Annotated in this window: 24 protein-coding genes; 8 read left to right on the top strand and 16 right to left on the bottom strand. The window is 73.1% G+C overall.

Annotated elements, in window-relative coordinates:
* Positions 1 to 5: 5 nt before the first annotated feature.
* Positions 6 to 1277 (bottom strand): two-component system sensor histidine kinase PhoR, encoded by a 1272-nt coding sequence (gene phoR / locus ACZ6S8_RS08470; RefSeq protein WP_469453708.1) that lies wholly within the window; start codon positions 1275 to 1277, stop codon positions 6 to 8.
* Positions 1278 to 1492: 215 nt separating this feature from the next.
* Between phoR and phoU the strand changes: the two genes are divergently transcribed.
* The 3 genes from phoU (at position 1493) to ACZ6S8_RS08455 (ending at position 3214) form a co-directional block, all read left to right on the top strand.
* Positions 1493 to 2170 (top strand): phosphate signaling complex protein PhoU, encoded by a 678-nt coding sequence (gene phoU / locus ACZ6S8_RS08465; RefSeq protein ID WP_383918359.1) that lies wholly within the window; start codon positions 1493 to 1495, stop codon positions 2168 to 2170.
* A gap of 169 nt (positions 2171 to 2339) precedes the next feature.
* Positions 2340 to 2489 (top strand): hypothetical protein, encoded by a 150-nt coding sequence (locus ACZ6S8_RS08460; RefSeq protein ID WP_167344738.1) that lies wholly within the window; start codon positions 2340 to 2342, stop codon positions 2487 to 2489.
* A gap of 161 nt (positions 2490 to 2650) precedes the next feature.
* Positions 2651 to 3214, top strand: coding sequence for a dihydrofolate reductase family protein (locus ACZ6S8_RS08455; RefSeq protein ID WP_469453706.1), 564 nt, complete (start codon positions 2651 to 2653; stop codon positions 3212 to 3214).
* Positions 3215 to 3308: 94 nt separating this feature from the next.
* On the opposite strand, the gene ACZ6S8_RS08450 is transcribed toward ACZ6S8_RS08455, so the two are convergent.
* Positions 3309 to 4070, bottom strand: a complete 762-nt coding sequence (locus ACZ6S8_RS08450) for a phosphoglyceromutase (protein WP_386527957.1) — start codon at positions 4068 to 4070, stop codon at positions 3309 to 3311.
* A 151-nt stretch (positions 4071 to 4221) separates the two neighbouring features.
* Between ACZ6S8_RS08450 and ACZ6S8_RS08445 the strand changes: the two genes are divergently transcribed.
* Positions 4222 to 5610 carry an MDR family MFS transporter gene (locus ACZ6S8_RS08445; protein WP_469453704.1) on the top strand — a complete coding sequence of 463 codons (1389 nt, stop codon included), beginning with the start codon at positions 4222 to 4224 and terminating at the stop codon, positions 5608 to 5610.
* Between the two features lie 54 nt (positions 5611 to 5664).
* On the opposite strand, the gene ACZ6S8_RS08440 is transcribed toward ACZ6S8_RS08445, so the two are convergent.
* Together ACZ6S8_RS08440 and mshA are read right to left on the bottom strand one after the other, a co-directional pair.
* Positions 5665 to 6150 carry a type III secretion system chaperone family protein gene (locus ACZ6S8_RS08440; protein ID WP_469453702.1) on the bottom strand — a complete coding sequence of 162 codons (486 nt, stop codon included), beginning with the start codon at positions 6148 to 6150 and terminating at the stop codon, positions 5665 to 5667.
* Entirely contained in the window at positions 6143 to 7525 is a 1383-nt protein-coding gene (gene mshA, locus ACZ6S8_RS08435; RefSeq protein WP_469453700.1) for a D-inositol-3-phosphate glycosyltransferase, read from the bottom strand. Before mshA ends, ACZ6S8_RS08440 begins: the two co-directional genes overlap by 8 nt.
* A gap of 409 nt (positions 7526 to 7934) precedes the next feature.
* On the opposite strand from mshA, the gene ACZ6S8_RS08430 reads away from it, so the two are divergent.
* From ACZ6S8_RS08430 to ACZ6S8_RS08420, 3 genes are all read left to right on the top strand, one after another.
* Positions 7935 to 8660, top strand: a complete 726-nt coding sequence (locus tag ACZ6S8_RS08430; protein WP_469454310.1) for a class I SAM-dependent methyltransferase — start codon at positions 7935 to 7937, stop codon at positions 8658 to 8660.
* 429 nt (positions 8661 to 9089) lie between these two features.
* Positions 9090 to 10112: a C40 family peptidase gene (locus tag ACZ6S8_RS08425; RefSeq protein ID WP_469453698.1), complete on the top strand. Its 1023-nt coding sequence runs from the start codon at positions 9090 to 9092 to the stop codon at positions 10110 to 10112.
* A 457-nt stretch (positions 10113 to 10569) separates the two neighbouring features.
* Positions 10570 to 11889: a PP2C family protein-serine/threonine phosphatase gene (locus ACZ6S8_RS08420; RefSeq protein WP_469453696.1), complete on the top strand. Its 1320-nt coding sequence runs from the start codon at positions 10570 to 10572 to the stop codon at positions 11887 to 11889.
* A 49-nt stretch (positions 11890 to 11938) separates the two neighbouring features.
* Here ACZ6S8_RS08420 and ACZ6S8_RS08415 read toward each other — a convergent pair whose 3' ends face one another.
* From ACZ6S8_RS08415 to ACZ6S8_RS08390, 6 genes are all read right to left on the bottom strand, one after another.
* Positions 11939 to 12280: a DUF2516 family protein gene (locus ACZ6S8_RS08415; protein ID WP_351271248.1), complete on the bottom strand. Its 342-nt coding sequence runs from the start codon at positions 12278 to 12280 to the stop codon at positions 11939 to 11941.
* 132 nt (positions 12281 to 12412) lie between these two features.
* Positions 12413 to 13033 (bottom strand): hypothetical protein, encoded by a 621-nt coding sequence (locus ACZ6S8_RS08410; RefSeq protein WP_469453694.1) that lies wholly within the window; start codon positions 13031 to 13033, stop codon positions 12413 to 12415.
* A 35-nt stretch (positions 13034 to 13068) separates the two neighbouring features.
* Positions 13069 to 13476: a helix-turn-helix domain-containing protein gene (locus tag ACZ6S8_RS08405; protein ID WP_469453692.1), complete on the bottom strand. Its 408-nt coding sequence runs from the start codon at positions 13474 to 13476 to the stop codon at positions 13069 to 13071.
* 52 nt (positions 13477 to 13528) lie between these two features.
* Positions 13529 to 14308, bottom strand: coding sequence for a putative protein N(5)-glutamine methyltransferase (locus ACZ6S8_RS08400; protein ID WP_469453690.1), 780 nt, complete (start codon positions 14306 to 14308; stop codon positions 13529 to 13531).
* A gap of 142 nt (positions 14309 to 14450) precedes the next feature.
* The gene (locus tag ACZ6S8_RS08395) at positions 14451 to 15695 is read right to left on the bottom strand and encodes a GNAT family N-acetyltransferase (protein WP_469453688.1); all 1245 of its coding nucleotides are present in this window, start codon (positions 15693 to 15695) and stop codon (positions 14451 to 14453) included.
* 138 nt (positions 15696 to 15833) lie between these two features.
* The gene (locus tag ACZ6S8_RS08390; RefSeq protein ID WP_469453686.1) at positions 15834 to 16433 is read right to left on the bottom strand and encodes an RsiG family protein; all 600 of its coding nucleotides are present in this window, start codon (positions 16431 to 16433) and stop codon (positions 15834 to 15836) included.
* Positions 16434 to 16569: 136 nt separating this feature from the next.
* Between ACZ6S8_RS08390 and dtd the strand changes: the two genes are divergently transcribed.
* The gene (gene dtd / locus ACZ6S8_RS08385) at positions 16570 to 16995 is read left to right on the top strand and encodes a D-aminoacyl-tRNA deacylase (RefSeq protein WP_469453685.1); all 426 of its coding nucleotides are present in this window, start codon (positions 16570 to 16572) and stop codon (positions 16993 to 16995) included.
* 19 nt (positions 16996 to 17014) lie between these two features.
* Here the strand turns inward: dtd and ygfZ are convergent, their stop codons facing one another.
* The 6 genes from ygfZ to ACZ6S8_RS08355 form a co-directional block, all read right to left on the bottom strand.
* Positions 17015 to 17983, bottom strand: coding sequence for a CAF17-like 4Fe-4S cluster assembly/insertion protein YgfZ (gene ygfZ / locus ACZ6S8_RS08380; RefSeq protein WP_469453683.1), 969 nt, complete (start codon positions 17981 to 17983; stop codon positions 17015 to 17017).
* A gap of 21 nt (positions 17984 to 18004) precedes the next feature.
* Positions 18005 to 18478: a Fur family transcriptional regulator gene (locus tag ACZ6S8_RS08375; RefSeq protein WP_469453682.1), complete on the bottom strand. Its 474-nt coding sequence runs from the start codon at positions 18476 to 18478 to the stop codon at positions 18005 to 18007.
* A 76-nt stretch (positions 18479 to 18554) separates the two neighbouring features.
* Positions 18555 to 19127, bottom strand: coding sequence for a heme-binding beta-barrel domain-containing protein (locus tag ACZ6S8_RS08370; RefSeq protein ID WP_469453680.1), 573 nt, complete (start codon positions 19125 to 19127; stop codon positions 18555 to 18557).
* A 257-nt stretch (positions 19128 to 19384) separates the two neighbouring features.
* The gene (locus ACZ6S8_RS08365; RefSeq protein WP_469453678.1) at positions 19385 to 20293 is read right to left on the bottom strand and encodes a hypothetical protein; all 909 of its coding nucleotides are present in this window, start codon (positions 20291 to 20293) and stop codon (positions 19385 to 19387) included.
* A complete protein-coding gene (locus ACZ6S8_RS08360; RefSeq protein ID WP_469453677.1) occupies positions 20290 to 21129 on the bottom strand; it encodes a hypothetical protein in 840 nt (279 codons plus the stop codon). The genes ACZ6S8_RS08365 and ACZ6S8_RS08360 overlap by 4 nt, the downstream gene beginning before the upstream one ends.
* Positions 21126 to 22004 (bottom strand): hypothetical protein, encoded by an 879-nt coding sequence (locus ACZ6S8_RS08355; RefSeq protein ID WP_469453675.1) that lies wholly within the window; start codon positions 22002 to 22004, stop codon positions 21126 to 21128. Before ACZ6S8_RS08355 ends, ACZ6S8_RS08360 begins: the two co-directional genes overlap by 4 nt.
* Positions 22005 to 22038: the final 34 nt, after the last annotated feature.

The raw sequence follows: 22038 nt of genomic DNA, 5'->3' as shown, positions 1-22038 counted from the left end.
TCGGGTCACGGAAGGACCTCCGGGGCAGGGATGGCTGGTGCGGTGTGCGGTGCGGTTGCTGCGGCGTGCAGCGGTGGAGCGGATGCGGGGGCCGCCGTCGGGCCGGGCGCGGCCTCCTCGGGTGCGGCCGCCTCGGGCAGCCGCAGGGTGAACGTGGAGCCCTGGCCCTCGGAGCTCCAGACCGACACCTCCCCGCCGTGCGAGGCAGCCACGTGCTTCACGATCGCGAGGCCGAGGCCCGTGCCTCCCGTGGCGCGGGAGCGGGCCGGGTCCACGCGGTAGAAGCGCTCGAAGATGCGCTCGCGGTCCTTTTCCGGGATGCCGATGCCCTGGTCGGTCACGGCTATCTCGATCAAGTCTCCACCCGGCGAGGTCACCCGGCGCGCGGCGATGCCGACGCGGGTGCGGGCGGGACTGTAGTTGACGGCGTTCTCCACCAGGTTTCCCAGGGCGGCCGCGAGCTGGCCGCGGTTCCCCCAGACGCGCAGGTCGGCGGTGCCGCCGGCGGCCATGGTGATCTGTTTGGAGGTGGCCGTGTGGCGGCAGCGGTCCACGGCCTCCGCCACCAGGGTGTCCACGCGCATCGGCTCGGCGTCCTCCAGCGGGTCGTCGTTCTGGACGCGGGAGAGGTCGATGAGCTCCTGGACGAGGTTGATCAGCCGGGTGGACTCGATCTGCATGCGGCCGGCGAAGCGGCTGACCGCCTCGGGGTCGTCCGAGGCGTCCATGACCGCCTCGGAGAGCAGGGAGATCGCGCCGACCGGCGTCTTGAGCTCGTGCGAGACGTTCGCGACGAAGTCGCGGCGCACGGCTTCGATGCGCCGGGCCTCCGTGAGGTCCTCGACCAGGAGGAGCACGAGGCGGGACCCCAGCGGGGCCACGCGCGCCGAGACCGCGAGGGCCTCGCCGCGGCCGGTGCCGCGCCGGGGCAGGTCGAGCTCGACCTGGCGTATCTCGCCGTCCCGGCGGGTGTCGCGGGCCATGTGCAGCATGGGTTCCACGGCGAGCTTGCCGCCGCGGACCAGCCCGAGGGCGTAGGCCGCCGAACTGGCCTTGACGACGGCGTCGCCCTCGTCCAGTACGACGGCGGATGAGCGGAGGACGGAGAGGACGGTGTCCACTCCGGGAGGGAGTACCGCGTTGATGTCGGGGCGCATGGAGCTCCTGGTGGGGCGGGCTTGGTCGCGCTCGCTCCAGCGGAACGCCAGCATGGCGATGACACCGGTGCAAAGACCGGCTATCGCTGCAGCTGCGGCGACCGCCGCGTTCACGTCCATGCATCCAGGTTAAGCAGGCAGAACGACACTTCCACAGCCGTTCGGGTGGCACCTCGAACACTCGTCGCCCAGAGTTCACCCTGGCGACGGGGTTGATTCACTTGCGGGGCCGGAGTCGGACGCGTTTGCGGCCCACCGTGTCAACGTGGGGCAAGAGGCCGCCCCGGCCCGGCCCCCGGGCAGTAGCGCAGTAGGTCAAGAGAGGGACACCAGACATGCGTGACGCGTACCACGAGGAACTGGACTCGATCGGCGAGAGCCTGGTCGAAATGGCCCGGCTGGTCGGTTCCGCGATCGGGCGGGCCACGACGTCCATGCTCGACGCCGACCTGAAGCTCGCCGAGAGCGTGATCGCCGGCGACCAGAAGGTCGACGACCTCCAGCACGATCTGGAGGCCCGCGCCATCGCGCTGCTCGCCCGCCAGCAGCCGGTCGCCACCGACCTGCGCATCGTGGTGACCTCGCTGCGGATGAGCGCCGACCTGGAGCGCTCCGGCGACCTGGCGCAGCACGTGGCGAAGCTGGCCCGGCTGCGCTTCCCGGACACGGCGGTGCCGCGGGACCTGCACGCCACCATCCTGGAGATGGGGCAGCTGGCGCAGCGGCTGATGGCGAAGGCCGCCGAGGTGATCATCACGAAGGACGTCGACCTGGCGCTCCAGCTGGAGCAGGACGACGACGAGATGGACCAGCTGCACCGCACGCTGTTCCAGCACCTGATGGACGACCGGTGGAAGCACGGCATCGAGACGGCGGTGGACGTGACGCTGCTGGGCCGCTACTACGAGCGCTTCGCGGACCACGCCGTGTCGGTGGCGAAGCGGGTCGTCTACCTGGTGACGGGCGAGCACGCGGACGAGCTCCAGCCGCCGACCGCGGTCGAGGGCGTCTGACGGCACGGCCGGGGCCGGCGCCGTCCCGCCGGGCCGGCGGTCGTGGTGGCGTACGGGCTTTGCGGGGCCTCGACCCAATGCGCCGTTGACGCGCCGGTGCGGCTGGGCATGAATGAGGCGAAGGCGGTCCGTCGTGCGACGTCCCGTACGCCGCCTGCGAGGAGGAACCATGCCCGATTCCCCCGTCCCCATCACCCCGGAGCAGGAGCAGCCGCCGAGGCCGGAGCCGCTGCGGCTGCCCCTGCTCGCCGCCTGCGGCTGCGGCTCGGGCTGCGGCTGCGGGTGCCAGTCCGGCGCCCCGTGCCAGTGCGGCGGCTGAGCCGCCCGCCCGGTTCGACGCGTACAGGGCCCCGCCCCGGCACCCCCGGGACGGGGCCTCTGCGCGCGGCCCGGGGCCCCGCCCTCCCCTTCCGTCCGCGATGAGTTTTCCGGGCCGCGTCGGTCTGTACGCGTAAGACCGATTCACGGAAGGCTGGCGCCATGCGGAAACTGATCTACGGCATGAACGTGTCCCTGGACGGCTACATCGCCGCGCCCGGCGACGACATCGGCTGGAGCGTGCCGAGCGACGAGATGTTCCAGTTCTGGTCCGACCAGCTGCAGGCGACCGAACTGACGCTGTACGGGCGCAAGCTGTGGCAGACGATGAGCTCCTACTGGCCGACCGGCGACCTGCGGCCCGACGCCACCGCGGCGGAGGCCGAGTACGCGCGCCGCTGGCGGGACATGTCGAAGGTGGTGTTCTCCTCGACGGTCGACGAGGTCGACTGGAACACCCGCCTGGTCTCCGGCGACGCGGTCGCCGAGATCACCCGGCTCAAGGCCGAGGACGGCGGCCCGATGGACATCGGCGGCGCGACGCTCGCCGGGGCGGCCGTGCGGGCCGGGCTGGTCGACGAGTACGTGCTGGCCACCGCGCCCGTCCTGGTGGGCGGCGGCACGCCGTTCTTCGCCGCGGTGGACAACTGGGTGAACCTCGACCTGGTGGAGACGCGGACGTTCCCCGGCGGCGTGATCCTGACCAGGTACGAGACGAAGCGCTGAGGGCCCCGGCGGGCCCGGGCAGACGAATGGCCCGGGGCAGACGAATGCCCCCGACCTGCGCCGTACGCGCAGGCCGGGGGCATGATCGCTTTTCCTACTTCTTCTTGCCCTGGTTCTTGACCGCCTCGATCGCCGCCGCCGCGGCGGCCGGGTCGAGGTAGGTGCCGCCCGGGTTGAGCGGCTTGAACTCGGCGTCCAGCTCGTACGCGAGCGGGATGCCGGTCGGGATGTTCAGGCCGGCGATGTCCTCGTCGGAGACGCCGTCCAGGTGCTTGACCAGCGCGCGCAGGGAGTTGCCGTGCGCGGCGACCAGGACCGTGCGGCCGGCGAGCAGGTCCGGGACGATGCCGTCGTACCAGTACGGCAGCATGCGGACGACGACGTCCTTCAGGCACTCCGTCTTGGGGCGCAGCTCCGGCGGGATCGTCGCGTAGCGCGGGTCCTCGGACTGCGAGTACTCCGTGCCGTCCTCGAGGGCCGGCGGCGGGGTGTCGTACGAGCGGCGCCACAGCATGAACTGCTCCTCGCCGAACTCGGCGAGGGTCTGGGCCTTGTCCTTGCCCTGGAGGGCGCCGTAGTGACGCTCGTTCAGGCGCCAGGAACGGTGGACCGGGATCCAGTGGCGGTCGGCTGCCTCCAGCGCCATCTGCGCGGTGCGGATCGCGCGCTTCTGGAGCGAGGTGTGCACGACGTCGGGGAGCAGGCCGGCGTCCTTGAGCAGCTCACCGCCGCGGACCGCCTCCTTCTCGCCCTTCTCGTTGAGATTGACGTCCACCCAGCCGGTGAACAGGTTCTTCGCGTTCCACTCGCTCTCGCCGTGACGGAGGAGGATCAGCTTGTACGGTGCGTCGGCCATGCGTACGAGCCTAATGGACGCGCCGGGCCCCCCGCGCGCGGTGTCCACCCCCGTCGATTGACGCCCCGCGTCAATTCACTGGCGCCGGCCGACCCCCGCTCGTAACGTGCACGGAGCAGGAGAGACGCTTACACCACCGGGGGGATTCCTTATGTCCGTTGCCAGTCTGAGAGTGGCGGCCCGGGAGAGCGTGTCGGGGCTGCCGCGCGAGTTCTGGTGGCTGTGGACGAGCACCCTGGTGAACCGGCTCGGGGCCTTCGTCGCCACATTCATGACCTTGTACCTGACGATGGACCGGGGCTATTCGGCCTCCTTCGCGGGACTCGTGGTCGCCCTCCACGGCCTCGGCGGCGTGATCTCCTCACTGGTCGCGGGCGTGATGACCGACCGGCTGGGGCGCAGGCCCACGCTGATGGCGGCGCAGGCGTCGACGGCCCTGTCGGTGGCGCTGCTCGGCTTCATGGAGCGCCCGGCGGCGATCGCGGCCGTGGCGCTGCTCGTCGGCATGACCTCGAACGCCTCGCGGCCCGCCGTGCAGGCGATGATGGCCGACATCGTGCGGCCCGAGGACCGGGTGCGGGCCTTCGCGCTCAACTACTGGGCCATCAACCTGGGCTTCGCCGTCTCCGCCACGGCGGCCGGCTTCGTCGCCGAGTACAGCTACCTCGCCGGCTTCCTGGGCGAAGCGGTGCTGACGCTGGTGTGCGCGGTGCTCGTGTACGTCAAGCTCCCCGAGTCCCGGCCCGACAAGGGCGACGCCGCGGCGGCCGCGGACGCGGAGATCGGGCTGGGCACGGTGCTGCGCGACGGACGCTTCATGGGGGTCGTCGGGCTGTCGTTCCTGATCTCGCTGATCTTCATGCAGGGGTCGTTCGGACTGCCGCTGGCCATGGGCTCGGCCGGCTTCACCACCGGGGACTACGGCCTGGTCATCGCCGTGAACGGCGTGCTGATCGTGCTGTTGCAGATCCCGGTCACCCGCTTCATCGAGCACCGCGACCCGCAGCGGCTGCTGGTGCTCTCGGCGCTGCTCGCGGGGTACGGGTTCGGGCTCACCGCCTTCGGCGGTTCCCTGGGGGTCATCGCGCTGACCGTCTGCGTCTGGACGCTGGCCGAGATCATCAACTCGCCGACGCAGATGGGCCTGGTCGTACGGCTGTCCCCGCTGCACGGGCGCGGCCGCTACCAGGGCATGTACACGATGTCGTGGGCGGTGGCCTCGCTGGTCGCACCGCTGCTGGCGGGCTGGGTCATCGACCGGTTCGGCGCGCAGTGGCTGTGGGGCACGACGGCGGTCCTGGGGACGGTCGCCGGGCTCGGGTACTGGCTGCTGATGCGGAACCTTCCGGCGGCGCCCTCCGCCGACGGGCCGGCGTCCACGGAGCCCGCTGCCGAGAAGTCCGCCGGCGCCGGGGCCTCCGTGGGGGTGCCCGCCGCCGGGGGCTCTCCTGCGGATTCCGCTCCCGGGTCCGGGGCGGGCGACCCCGCCGGGCTGCCGCTGCCCGGGCCGGCCGTGTCGCCCGCACCCTCCTCCGCGTAGGACCGCGGGGGCGGGGGCGGGGGCCGGGGGCCCGGGGCCGGGCATGGCCCGGCGTTACGACGGGCGGGTCAGGTGCTTGAACGCGTCGAGGTTGTGGGTGGGCTCGCCGCGCGAGACGCGCCAGTCGTACTCGCGCCGGATCGCGCCGGCGAAGCCGAGCTCCAGCAGGGTGTTGAAGGCGCCGTCCGCCCCCTCCAGGACCGTGCCCAGCAGGCGGTCCAGCTCCTCCGGGGTGACCACGGAGAGGGGGAGGCGGCCCGTCAGGTAGATGTCGCCGAGGCGGTCGACCGCGTAGCCGAGCCCGTAGAGCTTGAGGTTGCGCTCCAGCAGCCAGCGGTGGACGGCCGGTTCGTTCTCGTCGGGGTGGCGGATCACGAACGCGTTGACCGACAGCGAGTGCCGGCCGATCCGGAGCGAGCAGGTGGTGCTCAGCTTGCGGGTGCCGGGGAGCTGGACGACGTACGAGCCCGGGGACGGGCTCTCCCACGACAGTCCGGCCTCGGTCAGCGTGCTCTCGACGATCGCGGCGGTGTCAGCCATGGTGCGAGCGTACGCGACGGCGATGATCATGCATGGCCGCGGTGTAGACGTCCGCCGTGCCGCTCGCGGCCGTGTCCCAGCCGAAGAACTGCGCGTGCCGCGCGGCCTGGGCCCCCATCCGCTCGGCGAGCCCGGGCTCGTCCACGAAGCGGCGCAGCTGCCGGGCGTAGTCCACCGGGTCGTGCCCGGGTACGAGGATGCCCGTGACCCCGTCGTTGACGGCGACGGGCAGCCCGCCGACCGCGGCGGCCAGGACCGGGGTGCCGGCGGCCTGCGCCTCGATGGCGACGAGCCCGAAGGACTCGTTGTACGAGGGCATGACCAGCACGGACGCGGCGCGGAACCAGTCGGCGAGCCGGTCCTGCCCGACCGGCGGGTGGAAGTGGACCAGGTCGGCTATGCCCAGCCGCGCGGCGAGCTTCTGCAGGCCCTCCGGCTTGGCCAGGCCGCTGCCGCTGGGCCCGCCGACGACGGGGACGTGCAGGCGGCGGCGGAGCGAGGGGTCCCGGTCGACGAGCTCGGCGACGGCCCGGAGCAGGATGTCGGGGGCCTTCAGCGGCTGGATGCGGCCGGCGAACAGGGGTATGACGGCGTCCTGCGGCAGCCCGAGGCGGGCGCGGGCGGCGGCGCGGCCGTCGCCGACGGTGAAGCGGTCGAGGTTCACGCCGGGGTGGACGACGGCCACCTTCCCGGGGTCCGCCTCGTAGTGGCGCACGAGCTCGTCGGCCTCCTCGGCGGTGTTCGCGATGAGGCGGTCGGCGGCGGCGACGATCTGGGTCTCGCCGATGACGCGCGCGGCGGGCTCGGGCGTGTCGCCCTCGGCCAGCGCCGCGTTCTTGACCTTGGCCATGGTGTGCATGGCGTGGACGAGCGGGACGCCCCAGCGCTCGGCGGCCAGCCAGCCGACGTGGCCGGAGAGCCAGTAGTGGGAGTGGACGAGGTCGTAGTAGCCGGGTCGGTGCCCGGCCCAGGCCTGCATGACGCCGTGGGTGAAGGCGCACAGCTGCGCCGGGAGCTCCTCCTTGGCGAGGCCCTCGTACGGGCCCGCGTCGACGTGGCGCACCAGCACGCCGGGCGCGAGGTCGACGACGGGCGGGAGGCCGCCGGTGGTGGCCCGGGTGAAGATCTCGACCTCTATGTTGATCGCGGCGAGGCGCTTGGCCAGCTCGACGATGTACACGTTCATCCCGCCGGCGTCGCCGGTGCCGGGCTGGTGCAGCGGCGAGGTGTGCACGCTGAGCATGGCCACGCGGCGCGGCTTGCGGTGGTGGCCGACGGCCGGCAGGCGCAGCCGCGGGGGCTCGTGTCGGGTGGCGCGCGCGGCGGCGAGGCGGCCGCTGATGCTGCCGCCGAGACGGGACACGTACTGGCTCAAGGGAGCAGTTCCTCTCGCTCTGACGATGCTCGGACGGACGGCGCGGCGGGACCGCCCCGGGGCGCGCTCTCGGCGTTGGCACCACGCTGTGTCGACGCTGGACGGCATGACCGCAGGGCTGGACGGCATGACGACAGGAGCGCGGTCGGCGCCCTGCACCGAGTGCAACCCGAACGGCGGTCCCCCGCATTCCGGGGATCGGGGACTTTCCTCCTCGGTTTGCCGGATTTTTATCCTGCGCGCGCCCTCCGCTTACGCTCGGCCCATGGCCTCCCGCACCACCCCGCCCTCTTCCGCGGGCCGATCCGACCGCACCGACCGCGCCGAGCGCGCCGGCCGTTCCGAGCGCCCGGGCCGCCCGGTGGGCGCGGTGACGCGCGGGACGACCAACCCGAACCGGTTGCGCCGGATGGACCGCTGGATCGCCGCGACGCACGGAGCCGCACTGCGGCGCGCCGGGGCGCCGGTCGCCGTCGACCTGGGGTACGGGGCCGCGCCCTGGACCGCGGTGGAGCTGATGACGCGGCTGCGGGAGGCGGCGCCGCACGTGCGCGTGGTCGGCATCGAGATCGAACCGGCGCGGGTCGCGGCGGCCAAGCCGTACGAGCGGGAGGGCCTCGGCTTCCGGCACGGCGGCTTCGAGGTCCCGCTGGACGGCGGGGAGCGCCCCGCGCTGATCCGCGCGGCGAACGTGCTGCGCCAGTACGACGAGGACCAGGTCGCGCAGGTCTGGGCGCGGCTGTGCGGACGGCTGGCGCCGGACGGGCTGCTGGTGGAGGGGACCTGCGACGAGATCGGGCGGCGGCACGTGTGGGTCGCGCTGGGACCGGAGGGGGCGCGGACGGTGACGTTCGCGACCCGGCTGGGCTCCCTGGAGCGCCCCTCGGACCTGGCGGAGCGGCTGCCGAAGGCGCTGATCCACCGGAACGTGCCGGGCGAGCCGGTGCACGCGTTCCTCCGCGACTTCGACCGGGCGTGGGCGGCGGCGTCCCCGTACGCCTCGTACGGGGCGCGGCAGCGCTGGATCCGGACGGCGCGGGCCCTGGCGGCGGACTGGCCGCTGGCGGACGGGCCGGGGCGCTGGCGGCAGGGGGAACTGACGGTGCGCTGGGAGGCGTTGCGGCCCCAGGGGTGAGATCGCGACCCGGGGGGGGGCGGGGTGGGGCGAACGGGGAACCGGGGGCGCGGGCGACCCGTTGAGCCGTCAGGAACGGGGTACCCGGGGGGGCGGTGGGGCTAGGCCGTCTCTTTCGGATCTTGCCGGGCCCGCTCGACGGCGCTGCTCCGGTGGTGCGCCCGGCGCTCCGGCGGCGTTCCTGTGGATCCCCTGTGGACCGCCTGTGGACCGCCTGTGAGTTGCTGTGGCGTTGCGGCGGACGAGCGGGATCCGGCGGTTATCCACAAGGGTGTTGGAATTCACCGACTCGTGGCACCATCCCGATGGCAGTGAAAAGTTACTGATGAATAGTCAGATTCGATACGGGATCCGACTCGGGTGCCTGGGGGGACCATGGTGGCCGTAAGGCGACGACGCGGCGCAAGCACGCTCGTACTGCTCTGCGCGATGGCGATAGTGACGGCCCCCGGCCTCGCGGCGGGCGTGGCGCACGCGGCGCCGGCGGCTCCGGCCGCCCCGGCGCCCCAGCCCGGCGCCAAGTCGCTGGAGCAGGTGCGCAAGGAGATAGAGGAGCTGTACCGCCAGGCCGGCAGCGCCACGGACGCCTTCAACCTGGCCGAGTCCGAGACCAAGGCCCAGTCCGAGAAGATCGTCGAGATCGCCAACCTCGTCGTCGCCGGGCAGAACCGCATCACCGCCCTCAAGGGCCGCGCGGGCGCCGCCGCCCGCGCCCAGTACCGCTCGGGCGGCCTGCCGGCCGGCGCGGAGCTGGCCCTCAGCGAGAACCCGGGCCAGTACCTCGACGGCGCGGGACGGTTGCGGCAGGGCGAGAAGGCCGCTTCCGACCTCCTGTCCGAACTCGACCGCACGCAGGCCGACTTGAACCGGTACGCGACGGACGCGGCGGCGCACTGGGCGACGCTGGAGGCCAACCGCGTCAAGCAGGAGACCGCGAAGAAGCAGGTCGAGGAGAAGATCAAGGCGGCGGAGGAGCTGGAGAGCAAGCTGGAGGCCGAGGAGAAGGCCCGGCTGATCCAGCTGGAGCAGGAAGCCCAGTACAAGGCGCAGACGGCGTGGCTGTCCACGGGCGCGATGAAGGACGTCAAGGGCACGGCGACGGACGCGGGGAAGCGGGCGGTCCAGTTCGCCACCGCCCAGATCGGCAAGCCGTACATCTGGGGCGCGGTCGGCCCGGACTCCTTCGACTGCTCCGGCCTGACCTCCAAGGCGTGGCTGGCGGCGGGCAAGGGCATCCCGCGCACCTCTCAGGAGCAGCTGCGGCTGCTGCCGAAGGTCGCGCTCAAGGACATGCGGCCGGGCGACCTGATCATCTACTTCGACGACGCGAGCCACGTCGGGATGTACGTCGGCGACGGCGCCATGGTCCACGCCCCGCGGCCGGGCCGGCACGTGACGATGGCGGGGGCGGGCTCGATGCCGATCAAGGCGGTCGTCCGCCCCGACGCGTAGGCACCGCCCCCGGACCGCGGTGGCCCCGGTCACGCCGGACACCCCGGAAGCTCCGGCCGGCCGGCGGCCCGGGCGGCTGCCCGGCCGGCGGCTGCGGCCGGCGGCCGCAGCCCCGTGGCGAAGGACACAGCCCCCGTTCGATGCGGCCGCGTCGCCACCGCGGCGCCGCCGGATCCGCCCGGCTCCGCCCGGAGCGCACGCCGCGGCCTGCGGAACGGGCATACGGGGAGGTGGGATCGGCCCGCCGAGGCAACCAACCCGCCGCCCGCAGCGTCTCGCTTCACGGGACGGACCCCGGGCCGCCGTGACATTGGTCATCCAGTGAGGCCGATTTTCCCCCGCGATAACGGCATATGACGGAGGTCCCGGCCGGGACCGGCATTCCGCTCCCCGGTCCAGGACCGCTAGGGTCTGCCGGACGAGCGCACCCTCGGGGGGAGGGAAGGAACCGGAGACGATGCCCGTACCCGTACCGCGGCAGAGGGACACCCCGGCCGCGGAGAGCGGTCAGGCCGTTCTGCACACCGCCACACCGCCTGCAGCCGCACCCACCACGCTGGTCGCCGCACCGGTGGTCCCGCAGACGGGCCCGCTGACGGCCCCGCCGGCCACCCCGCTGACCCTCCTGGTCATCCAGGACGACCCCGCGGGCGGCCTCACCGTCCCCGAGGTCCTCGACGCCGACGGCCACCGCATCCGGCTCCGCACCGCCCGCAACCTCACCGAGGCCGCGCGCCTGCTCACGCCCGACGTGCACTGCATCCTGCTCGACCTGTCGCTGCCCGCCCCGGGCTCCGCCGACGACGACCTGGCCGCGCTCCGCCAGGTCCTCGGGCTCGCGCCCCGCCACGCCGTCCTCGTCCTCACCTCCGAGACGGACGCCGAACGGGCGGCCGAAGCCGTACGCGTCGGCGCCCAGGACTTCCTCTTCCGGGACGAGCTGGACGGCCGGCTGCTGAGCCGCGCCATCCGGTACGCCGTGGAGAGAAAACGGGCCGACATCGCCCAGTACAAGCTCGCGGAATCGAAACTGCGCGCCCAGGAGAACGCCCGCCTGGAACGCGGTCTGCTCCCCAACCCCCTGCTGGAGGGCTCCGACCTCCGCTTCGCCGCCCGCTACCGCCCCGGCCGCAGCCGGGCGCTCCTCGGCGGGGACTTCTACGACACCGTCCGCACCCCCGACGGCACCGTCCACGCCATGATCGGCGACGTCTGCGGCCACGGCCCCGACGAAGCCGCCCTCGGCGTCGAACTGCGGATCGCCTGGCGGGCGCTGACCCTGGCCGGTCTGTGCGGCGACGACCTGCTCGCCACCCTCCAGGAGGTCCTGGAGGTCGAGCGGCCCTGCGACGAGATCTTCGCGACGCTGTGCACGGTGGACATCGCCCCGGACGGCCGCCGCGCGGGCCTGTGCCTCGCCGGCCACCCGGCGCCGCTGATATCCCGGCCGGGCCGCCCGGCCCGGCTGCTCCCGTACGAGAACAGCGGGCCGGCGCTCGGCCTGCTGCCCCGGGCCCGCTGGCCGCGCCGCCAGGTCGAGCTCGGCGGCGCCTGGAGCCTGATGCTGTACACCGACGGCCTCATCGAGGGGCGGATCGGCGAGGGCCGCGAACGCCTCGGCCAGGACGGCATGGTCGAGATGATCAACCGGCACCTGGACGACGGCCTGACCGGCGAAGCCCTGCTGGAGGCCTCCGTCACCGAGGCCCGGCGCCTCAACGGCGGCGAACTCACGGACGACGTGGCCGTGGTCCTGCTGTCCCGCGCCGGCGGCTGAGCCGCCCGGGCCGGCGGCCCGGCCCGGCCGATCGGGCCGGCCGAAAGGGTCAGCGGCCGCCGTTGTAGGGCCCGTACGGCCCGTCGCTGCTGCTTCCGCCCCGGCGCCGGCCGCCGCCCGAGACCTGCTTGAGGGCCGGGCGCACGTCGACGAAGAAGACGATGGTCGCGACCAGTCCCGCGATCTGCAGGAACAGCATGCCCAGGAAGAAGTCCACGAGCACGGTGATGCCGAGGAGGACCATCCAGAAGGTCTTGCTCTGCTTCTCCGCGGCGCGATAGGCGTCCTCGCGGGCCACCAGCGCCATGACGAAGGCCACGACGGCGAGCACCAGCATGGCCAGTCCCAGCAGCGGGACCACACCTCGATCGAACCCGTCCATCAACCACATCGCGATGACCGCTTTCTCCCGCTCCGCACGCCGGACGACGTCTGCCTCCACGCTACCGGCAGTGGTTCCTCCACGGAGAGCACAACGGGCCGGACACCTGCAAGGTGCCCGGCCCGCCACGCGTCATGCGGATCAGCTCGCGTCGCCCTGCGCGGCGGCGGTCTTCTTCGCGGTGCTCTTGCGCGCCGCGGGCTTCTTCGCGGCGGGCTTCTCCCCACCGGCGGCCACCTCGGCGGCGACCGGCTCGGCGGCCACCGGCTCGGTGACGACCGTCTCGGCGACGGCGGTCCCGGCCGCGGCCTCCGGCGCGGGCTCGACGGCCACGGCGATGTCGACGATCTCGTCGGAGACCTCGCCGCGCCAGGTCCGGACGGCCTGCTCGCCGTGCTCGGCGACCTTGTCGTACGTCTCCTTGGCGCGCACCGCGTACTCGGCGGCCACACCGACACCGCGCAGCGCCAGGTCCTGGGCGGTCTCGCCGAACTTCTTCGGGTCGATCGCGCCGAACACCTCGGCGACCTTCGCGGAGACCGCCTCCTGCGCCTCCTTGGCCGCGCCCCGGGCCTTCTCCTGCACGGCCTTCGGGTCGGTGTTCTTGACCGCCTCGATGCGCGCGGGGGCCTCGGCGCGCAGCTGCTCGATGAGCCCCGGCACCTTCTTGGCCTGCTGCACGGCCAGGTCGGCGGTGCCGGCGGCGAAGTAGAGCGGGGTGGGGTCGGTGAGGGTCTTCTTCAGGTCATCGGCGATGGCCATGTGCGGGTCCTCCCGGATCCATGTCGGTTCGTCTTCTACGGCATCTCGTCGGCGGGCGCCCCGGGCGTCCCGGCCGCGGCGGCCGTACCGGCCGTGTCGAGCGCGTTCTCCTTGCGGAAGGACTCGTAGATCTGGAGCAGCACCTGCTTCTGCCGCTCGTTGATGGACGGGTCGGCGAGGATGACGGCCCGCGTCTCCACCTCGTCCCGGTCCCGCTCGTCCAGGATCCCGGCCTGCACGTACAGCGTCTCCGCGGAGATCCGCAGCGCCTTGGCGAGCTGCTGGAGGATGTCCGCGGACGGCTTGCGCAGCCCGCGCTCGATCTGGCTCAGGTACGGATTCGACACGCCCGCGGCCTCGGACAGCTGCCGCAGCGAGAGCTGGGCCTGCCGACGCTGCTCGCGGAGGTATTCGCCGAGGTTTCCGACGTTGAGCGATGCCATGCCCCGATCCTGCCCGAGCTTGCTAACTATTGCAAGCAGCCGCTTGCAACATCTAGCAGCCCGGAGCCCGGGCGATCGCCACCGTCGCGTACAGCTCCTCCGACGTCGCCGTGCGGACCTCCAGGCCCGCCGAGGACAGGGCCGCCGCCGTGTGCGGGGACTGGCGGGCGCTCGTCTCGATCAGGAGGTGCCCGCCCGGTGCCAGCCAGGGCAGGGCCCCCGCCGCGATCCGGCGGTGGACGTCCAGGCCGTCCGCGCCGCCGTCCAGTGAGACCAGCGGCTCGTGGTCCCGGGCCTCCGCCGGCATCAGCGCCACCTCCTCCGTCGGGACGTACGGGGCGTTCACCACCAGGACCTCCACCCGGCCCCGCAGCGACGCGGGCAGCGGCCCGTACAGGTCGCCCTCCCACACCGCGCCGCCGTACGGGGCCACGTTGCGGCGCGCGTACGCCAGCGCCGCCGGGTCGATGTCCGCGGCGTGCAGCTCCACCCCGCCCGTCACCCGCGCCGCGACCGCCGCTCCCAGGGCGCCGACCCCGCAGCACAGGTCGAGCACCACGGCGCCGGGCCGGGCCAGCGCCACCGCCTCCCGCACCAGGAACTCGGTGCGCCGGCGCGGTACGAACGCCCCCGGCCCGACCTCCACGCGCAGCCCGCAGAACTCCGCCCAGCCCACCACGTGTTCGAGCGGCTCGCCCGCGACCCGGCGGGCCGCCATGCCCGCCAGGTGGCCGTCGTCCCGCGCGGCCGAGACCAGCAGGTCGGCCTCCTCCTCGGCGAAGACGCACCCGGCGGCGCGCAGCCGATCCACAAGTGACGTCGAAAGCGTCAAGTACCTCAGTCCTCGGTCCTCGGTGTGCGGTGTGCGGTGTGCGGTGTGCGTCAGCGGTGTGCGGTGTGCGTCAGCGGTGTGCGGTGTGCGTCAGCGGTGTGCGGTGCGTGCCCGGTCCGGTGCCCGCCTCCAGCCTGCCCGGTCAGAACACGTCCGGGCACCACGGGCGCCGCGCGGTGCGGAACACCGCGTCCGCGAGCGCGACCGCCCCCGGGCGCTCCTCCGTGATCCGGCCGAGCAGGGCCAGGCGCACCGCCGACTCGTCGCCGAGGTAGAGGGAGCCCAGCGCCGACACCTCCAGCCGCAGGTCCGCCGGATCCGTGGTGCGCTCGCACGCGCCCTTGGCCGCGTCCAGCCGGTAGCGGCCGTCCGCGAGGCCCGCCGCGTCCGTCACCTCCAGCACCAGCACCCCCGGTACGGCGTACGTCCGCGCGCCCAGCGCCCGTACGACGTCCAGCACCCGCACCCACAGGAAGTCGGCCGCGGTCACCAGCGCGGCCGCCCGCGGGTCGGGCAGCAGCTGCGCGACGAGGTCGTCGGGAGCCCGGAAGCCGGTGCGGACCTTGGCGACCCAGTCGATGGAGCACAGGAAGTGCCACAGCGCCCGCTCCGCGTCCGCGGTGACCGCGAGCAGCTGCTTGACCTGCACGGTGTTCTTCGGGAGCTTCGCGTCCGTCCAGTGCCCGTCGGCGGCGTAGACGGCGAGGCCGGCCACCTCGCCCGCGGCCGTCCGGTACACGGCGTGGAACTGCTCCTTGTACGGGCGGTACGACATCTGCTCCTCGCCCGTCGCCAGGCTCCACCAGCGCGCGTCGCGGTCCACCGCGCCGTGGGTCGCCGACCGCAGCCGCTCGTGCAGCCCGGGGCCGATCCGGCGGGCCTCGGCGGCGTCCACCAGGTCGATGCGGCCGCCGTCGGCGGGCGCCGACCAGCGGGGGTCCAGCCCCGCCCGCGGTACGTCGATCTCCCACTCCGAGACGGACGCGGCGGGCCCGTACCCGTACCGCCCGTAGATCGGGTACTCGGCGGCGATCAGGGTGGACAGCGCGTCGCCGCGGTCCCGGGCGGCGGTCAGCTCGGCGGTCATCATGCGGGTCAGCAGACCGCGGCGGCGGTGCGTGGGCAGCACGGTGACGTTGGTGACCGCGCTGGAGCCGACGGCCGCGCCGCCGGGCACGGTCAGTTCCTGCGGGAACGAGCGGAAGGTGGCCACGCAGCGCCCCGTGTCGGGGTCGAACGCCCCCTGGGTGCGCGCGAAGTCGCCGTGCCGGGCCCGCTGGGCGACGTCGGAGTCGGTGACCCGGGCGGTCTCCAGGAAGCCGGTGTTCACGGTCCGCAGCCAGTCGGGGAGGTCGGATTCGGCGATCGGCCGGACGTCAGCGCTCATGCCGGACCACGCTAATCGGCGCACCGGCCCGCGTCCCCCGAATTTCCGGCGCCCGCCCGCCGGGGTGGCGCCGCCCCGCGCCAGGTGGGCCGGGTGGGCCAGGTGGGCCGGATGGGCCGGATGGGCCGGATGGGCCGATCACGCCAGCAGGTCGTCCACCTGCGCCTCGCCCTCCCGGTATCTCCGGGTGATCTCGGCGCTGCAGTCGTCCGCCGTGCGCTGGAGCGCCTGCCGGCGCCGCGAGACCTGCTGCTCGTACCGGATCAGCCGGCCCAGCCCGTCGTGGAGTTCGCCGTCGGTACGGGCGCCCAGGTCCGACAGCTCCACGTCGGACAGCATCTCCGCCGCCAGCAGCCGGTACTCCTCGCCGTGCGGGGTGCCGAGCGTGACGTGCCGGGCGGAGGCACTGCGGCTGGAGGGGGCGTCGGCGAGGATCTCCGAGAGCCGGTCCACCACCGGCGCCTCGGGGTCGGCGCGCCGGGCCGCCTCGGGGTCGGTGCGCCGGGCCAGCTCGGCCCGCAGGATGTCGATGCGGCCCTGCAACAGCCGCCGTACATAGCTCAGATCGGCCTCGTCGCGCTGCGCGTCGCGGCGCAGCCCGCGCAGTTCCGGCAGTCCGAGCGCGGTCGTCGGCGTCGCCGGGACCGCCGTCTCGGCGGTGCGCTGCGCGGGCGGTCGTACCGCGGCAGCGGACATGGAAGCGGGTGAAGCAGGTACGGAGGTACCAGAAGTATTCATACGAACGAGTCCGTCCCCTCGACCGGTGCGGCGCCCAGGCACCGCTTGCGTGCATCGTGCCACTCTCCGTGGCCCCGGTGCAGTCCCACTCCACCCGATCGGCCCCGGACGGGTGCACGCCTGGTACACAGGTGGTATGCGAGCAGTGGTGCAGAGGGTGGACGGCGCGAGCGTCGTCGTGGCCGGCGAGACCGTCGGAGAGATCGTCGGCGAGGGACTGTGCGTGCTGGTGGGGGTGACCCACGACGACACGCCGGAGAAGGCCGCGCTGCTGGCGCGCAAGCTCTGGTCCGTACGGATCCTGGAAGCCGAGAAGTCCTGCAGCGACGTGGACGCCCCGCTGCTGGTGATCTCCCAGTTCACGCTCTACGGGGACGCCCGCAAGGGCCGCCGCCCCACCTGGAACGCGGCCGCGCCCGGCCCCGTCGCCGAACCGCTGGTGGACGAGGTCGTGGCGCAGCTGCGGGCGCTGGGCGCGACGGTGGAGACGGGCCGCTTCGGCGCGGAGATGCGGGTCTCCCTCACCAACCACGGCCCGTTCACCCTCGTCATCGACATCTAGGCCATCCAAGCCCCACGGCTCATGGCTCTACGACGACCTCCTGCGCGGCGGCCGTGCCGCCCACCAGCAGCGGCGCGTCCACCGGCACGTTCCGCTTGACCAGCGCGAGGGCGATGGGGCCGAGTTCGTGGTGGCGCACCGAGGTGGTCACGAAGCCGAGCTGGCGGCCCTCCTCGCCGTCGGCGGCGAGCCGGACCGGGGCGCCGTGTGCCGGAAGCAGCACCTCGGAGCCGTCCAGGTGCAGGAAGACCAGGCGGCGCGGGGGCTTCCCCAGGTTGTGGACGCGGGCGACCGTCTCCTGACCGCGGTAGCAGCCCTTCTGGAGGTGCACGGCCGTGCCGATCCAGCCCAGCTCGTGCGGGATGGTGCGGTGGTCGGTCTCCAGGCCGAGCCGCGGCCGGTGCGCCTCGACGCGCAGCGCCTCGTAGGCGAGGAGCCCGGCGGCCGGGCCGTGGGAGACGGCGAAGGACTCCAGCTCGGCGCGGGGCAGGAAGACGTCGCGGCCGTGCGCGGTCTCGCGCACGGCGTGCTCCTTGGCGACCTCGGCGATGGAGCCGGCGGGCAGGTGCACGACCGCGAACTCCTCGGTGCGGTCGGCGACTTCCACCCGGTAGAAGAACTTCATGGACTCCAGGTAGGCGATCAGTTCCGCCTGGGTGCCGGGCTCCACGTGCGCCCACGTGGTCTCGCCGTCGTCGACGAGGTAGAGCGCGTGCTCGATGTGGCCGTTGGCGGAGAGGATCAGGGCCTCGGTGGCCTGGCCGGCCGGCAGCTCGGTGAGGTGCTGGGTGAGCAGCAGGTGCAGCCAGCTGAGGCGCTCGGCCCCGGTCACGGTGACGATGCCGCGGTGGGAGAGGTCGACGAAGCCGCGGCCGTCGGCGAGGGTCCGCTGTTCGCCGTACAGCTCGCCGTAGTGGGCGGCGACGCCCTCGTCGCGGCCTTCGGCCTGCACGGCGCCGGGGAGGTGGAGCAAGGGGCTGCTGGTCATGGGACCAAGCGTACGACTCGGCTACGGCTGCGCGGCACGGTGTGCCGCCGCGCACTTCTTGCAGAGGCCGAAGATCGCGAAGTGCTTCATGTCGGTCTCGAACCCGAAGGTCGCGCGGAGCTTGGCGGTGAACTCGGCGGCGACGTCCACGTCGGCCTCGATCACGTCGGCGCAGTCCCGGCAGACCAGGTGCATGTGGTGGTGCCGGTCGGCCAGGTGGTAGGTGGGGGCGCCGTGGCCGAGGTGCGCGTGCGAGACGAGCGCGAGCTCCTCCAGGAGCTCCAGCGTCCGGTACACGGTGGAGATGTTGATCCCGGACGCGGTCTTGCGCACCTGGACGAGGATCTCGTCCGGGGTGGCGTGCTCCAGGTGGTCGACGGCCTCCAGCACGAGCTGGCGCTGGGGAGTGAGCCGGTACCCGCGCTGGCGCAGGTCGGTCTTCCAGTCGGTGCCCTCGGCGCCTTCGGTGTCTTTGGCGTGCTCGGTCCTCACCACCCGGCCAGTGTAAGCGCGGAAAGGGGACCGCGGGCGGTTCCGCGGTCCCCTCGTCGCACAGCCCTGTGGATGCGCGTCAGCGGAAGAAGGCGATGCCGTCGTCCGGCATGTCCGGGAGGTTGCGCGCCATCTCGGCGACCTCCTCGGGCGTGACGACCTTCTTCAGCTGGGCCGACATGTACGGGCGCAGCTCGACGTCGGGGGTGGCCTTCTCGCCGACCCACATCAGGTCGCTCTTCACGTACCCGTAGAGCCGCTTGCCGCCGCTGTACGGGCCGGAGGCCGCGGTGCGCGCGACGGCGTCGGTGGCCAGGTCGATCTGGGGCTTCTGGTCGGCGAGCTCGCCGTACCAGACCTCGACGACGCCCTGGTCGCGGACCATGACGATCTCGACCTTGCGGTCCTTGTCGATGCGCCAGTAGCCCGACTCGGACTCCAGCGGCCGCACCTGCTTGCCCTCGGCGTCGAGGACCCAGGTGTGGGAGGTGTACTCCAGGAAGTCCCGGCCGTCGTGGCTGAAGACGACCTCCTGGCCGAAGTTGCACTTCTCCTCACCGGGGAAGTCGAAGACTCCCGCGCCCTCCCAGGTGCCGAGGAGGAAGGCGAGCGGGACGAGGCCCGGGTTCAGGTCGGACGGGATCTGGATCATGAATGGCTGCTCAGGCGATCTGTCGGAGGGGTTCCGGGGCGGTCAGCTGCGCGGACGCTCAGCGCTGACCCTGGTACAGCTTCTTGACGGCGAGACCGGTGAAGGCCATCACGCCGACGCAGACCAGGACCAGCAGGGAGGTGAAGACTGCCTCAAGCACGGGGTGCTCCTCGGAGGATTCGGTGCGGTGTACGGGCCGGTCCCCAAGCCTACTGGCCCGGGGACCGGCGCACTCTGTGAGGTGGCCCGTACGGGCCTCAGCCGAGCAGCTGGCCCTGGAGGATCACCGTCTGGTGGAACGGGACGGTGGGCAGTCCGCCCTTGCGGGAGTGGATGATCACCCCTTGGACGTCGCCCGCCTGGAGACAGCCGAAGCGGACCTGCTCGTCACCGAACGGCTTGGCCTCCTCGTAGACGCTGACGTCGCTGGAGCTGAGGGTGCCCCACGTGCCGGCGTCGGCGGTCCCGGCCGCGCTGTACTGCCCCGCCTTGGCCTCGCTCCACGCCAGGTCGACCGAGAGCGCGTCGGCGCCGGTCAGCCGGGTGTTGGTGCCGCAGCCGCGGAAGGTGTCCACGAAGCTGGAGGAGTGGAAGCGCAGCAGGTAGACGCGTACACGAGTGCCGTCGGGCATGGTCCAGGACCGGCCGGTGATCTGGCGCAGCCCCTCCCACTCCAGGGACTCCTTGAGCTTCGGCCGGTCCTCGGCGGCGTACTCCTCCAGGAAGGAGTCGGGCGTCACCTTCCCGTCCTTGTCCGGCTTGACGGCGTCGTCGGGCTTCGCCCCCTCGGGTACGGGGAGCAGCAGGCCGTTCAGGGCGGCGTAGTGCGTGCCGTCCTTGTTGTCCGGGGCACCGGGCAGCGCGGCTCCGGCCGGCAGCTCGGGCCTCGCCAGCCGCGGGTAGGTCCAGCGGCCGTCGGACAGGGTGGAGAGCCCCGGGATCTCGGTCCGCTCGGGCCGGGTGACGGCGTACGCGCTCCCCGCGCCGACGGCGGCGAAGACGAGGACGGCGGCGGTCCACCGCAGGGCGGCGAACAGCCTGCGCCGGTCCTTCGGCGCGGCGGGCACCGGCTCCGGGGCGGGAGCCACGGCCTGCGGGATCGCGGCGGCCGTCGCGCCCGGTTCGGCGGTGGACGCGGCTGCGGTGGTGACGGTCTGCTCGGTCACACGGACTCCCCGGGGGACTTCAGGTGGTTGAGCTGCTTCCGGAACAGCTCGGCGGCATCCTTCACGTCGAGCCGTGGACCGAACGAACGGAAGGTCACCAGCACGCTGCCCTCCACCGCCACGCAGTCGAGGGACACGATCGGCTCGGGCTTCGGGGAACCGGACCGTTCCTCGACGATGTCCAGCAGGACGCACTTGGCCTGTGGGAACCCTTCGACGGCGGGCGCGTCCTTCTTCTTCCCGCCCAGGGTCACGAGGACGTCGAGGAGCTTCTTGCTGACCTCCGAGAACACCGTGAGAGCCTGCGGGTCCGCCTGCGTGAGCTCGATCTCGGTGACCGGGCCGCCTCCGTAGGACGACTTGGTGTAGCTACGGCCGGCCAGACCCTTGAGCTTCATCTCGGCCACGGCCTTGTCCCGCTCGGCGCGCTCCCGGGCGGACAGCCCCGTCCGCGCGTCCTTCATGGCCTGGACCGCGCGCTCGCCCGACACGTAGAAGTCGTTGCCCTCCTCCCCCAGGTCGGGTCCGAGCTCGTGGTCCACGGGCATCGGCAGCAGCTTGCCCGTGAGTTCGTTGGGCGGCACGGTCGGCACAGGGGCACCGGTGGCGATCGGCCGGGGACCCGCCGGCACCCAGTAGCGCGTCGGGGAGGTCCGGTCGGCCTGGTCGATCCTGCCGGAGGCCCAGAACCCGCCGCCCGCGAGGATCGCCAGGCCGAGGCCACCCGCGACCAGGGCCGGAACCCTGCGCCTGCCCGTGCGCGGCGGGTGTGCGGAAACCGGCGCGTCCTGCTCTGCGGCGGGCTCGGGCACGGCATCGCTCTGCTGCTCGGTCACAGCCGCTCCATCTGTCGCTTGGCCAGATCGGTGATCTCGCCCTGGGTGACGTCACCCCGGTTGTTCGCGATCTCCACGTCCACGACGATGTCCCCGCGCCGGGCGATGGCCCGGGCGGAGCGCACCGGGTGGTACCCGGCCTTCGTCCGCGGCTTGTAGAGCCAGCCGCGGCCGTAACCGTCGGGCACGCCGGGCAGCGCGAAGCCGTCGTTGCCCGCGCGCTCCTCCTCGTCCTGGTACGAGGACTGTCCCTCCTGGTACCGCTGGGCCGCGTGCTGGCTCTGGAACTGGAGCAGCCGGATCTCGACGAAGTCCTGTCCGTTCTGCTCCCAGCCCGCCGTGGCGATCCGCCGCACGGTCCTGGCTATGGTCTCGAAGCCCCGGTCGGGGGAGTCGTAGTAGTCCGCCGCGAAGGAGTCCAGCGATTCGTAGCCGGCGTAGCCGTCCTTCGCGCCGCCTGGAACCTCCAGAAGCTTCTTGGCCAGGTCCTCCTCCGTCCTGTCCCAACGGTTGGCGTTGACGGAGCGCCGGGTGGTCGCGTCGTTCGGCGCGACGGGCACGGGCGCGGCCACCTTCTGCTGGGCCAGCGGCGGCAGCGGGGTCGGGGCGCGGTGGTACTGGACCGTGTAGCCGGTGATCGTTCCGGCGAGGACGCCGAGGCCGGCCGCGGCCGCGATCAGGAGGGTCGTACGGCCCCTGCGGCGGCGCGGAGGCGCGGCGGCCTCGGGGGCGGCGTCCGCCGGGGCGGCTCCGGCCGCGCCCGCGGTGGCGCCGGCAGCGGGCGGTGCGGTGTCCGCGACCGGGTCCGTACCGTCCGGCTCCGGGGTGGTTTCGGACTGTTTCCGCAGCTCGGAGGCGGTCTGTGCATGTTCCAAGGGAGTCCCCCCCACAGGACTGGACGCGCCGGCT

The sequence above is a fragment of the Streptomyces sp. NPDC048461 genome (assembly GCF_055587105.1).
The sequence above is the reverse complement of the archived record's forward strand: the minus strand, read 5'-3'. Positions and strand labels throughout refer to the sequence as shown.

Coding starts and splice junctions, on each gene's coding strand:
- phoR (WP_469453708.1), bottom strand. CDS start 1,277: ATGGACGTGAACGCGGCGGTCGCCGCAGCTGCAGCGATAGCCGGTCTT.
- phoU (WP_383918359.1), top strand. CDS start 1,493: ATGCGTGACGCGTACCACGAGGAACTGGACTCGATCGGCGAGAGCCTG.
- ACZ6S8_RS08460 (WP_167344738.1), top strand. CDS start 2,340: ATGCCCGATTCCCCCGTCCCCATCACCCCGGAGCAGGAGCAGCCGCCG.
- ACZ6S8_RS08455 (WP_469453706.1), top strand. CDS start 2,651: ATGCGGAAACTGATCTACGGCATGAACGTGTCCCTGGACGGCTACATC.
- ACZ6S8_RS08450 (WP_386527957.1), bottom strand. CDS start 4,070: ATGGCCGACGCACCGTACAAGCTGATCCTCCTCCGTCACGGCGAGAGC.
- ACZ6S8_RS08445 (WP_469453704.1), top strand. CDS start 4,222: ATGTCCGTTGCCAGTCTGAGAGTGGCGGCCCGGGAGAGCGTGTCGGGG.
- ACZ6S8_RS08440 (WP_469453702.1), bottom strand. CDS start 6,150: ATGGCTGACACCGCCGCGATCGTCGAGAGCACGCTGACCGAGGCCGGA.
- ACZ6S8_RS08430 (WP_469454310.1), top strand. CDS start 7,935: ATGGACCGCTGGATCGCCGCGACGCACGGAGCCGCACTGCGGCGCGCC.
- ACZ6S8_RS08425 (WP_469453698.1), top strand. CDS start 9,090: ATGGCGATAGTGACGGCCCCCGGCCTCGCGGCGGGCGTGGCGCACGCG.
- ACZ6S8_RS08420 (WP_469453696.1), top strand. CDS start 10,570: ATGCCCGTACCCGTACCGCGGCAGAGGGACACCCCGGCCGCGGAGAGC.
- ACZ6S8_RS08415 (WP_351271248.1), bottom strand. CDS start 12,280: ATGTGGTTGATGGACGGGTTCGATCGAGGTGTGGTCCCGCTGCTGGGA.
- ACZ6S8_RS08410 (WP_469453694.1), bottom strand. CDS start 13,033: ATGGCCATCGCCGATGACCTGAAGAAGACCCTCACCGACCCCACCCCG.
- ACZ6S8_RS08405 (WP_469453692.1), bottom strand. CDS start 13,476: ATGGCATCGCTCAACGTCGGAAACCTCGGCGAATACCTCCGCGAGCAG.
- ACZ6S8_RS08395 (WP_469453688.1), bottom strand. CDS start 15,695: ATGAGCGCTGACGTCCGGCCGATCGCCGAATCCGACCTCCCCGACTGG.
- ACZ6S8_RS08390 (WP_469453686.1), bottom strand. CDS start 16,433: ATGAATACTTCTGGTACCTCCGTACCTGCTTCACCCGCTTCCATGTCC.
- dtd (WP_469453685.1), top strand. CDS start 16,570: ATGCGAGCAGTGGTGCAGAGGGTGGACGGCGCGAGCGTCGTCGTGGCC.
- ygfZ (WP_469453683.1), bottom strand. CDS start 17,983: ATGACCAGCAGCCCCTTGCTCCACCTCCCCGGCGCCGTGCAGGCCGAA.
- ACZ6S8_RS08370 (WP_469453680.1), bottom strand. CDS start 19,127: ATGATCCAGATCCCGTCCGACCTGAACCCGGGCCTCGTCCCGCTCGCC.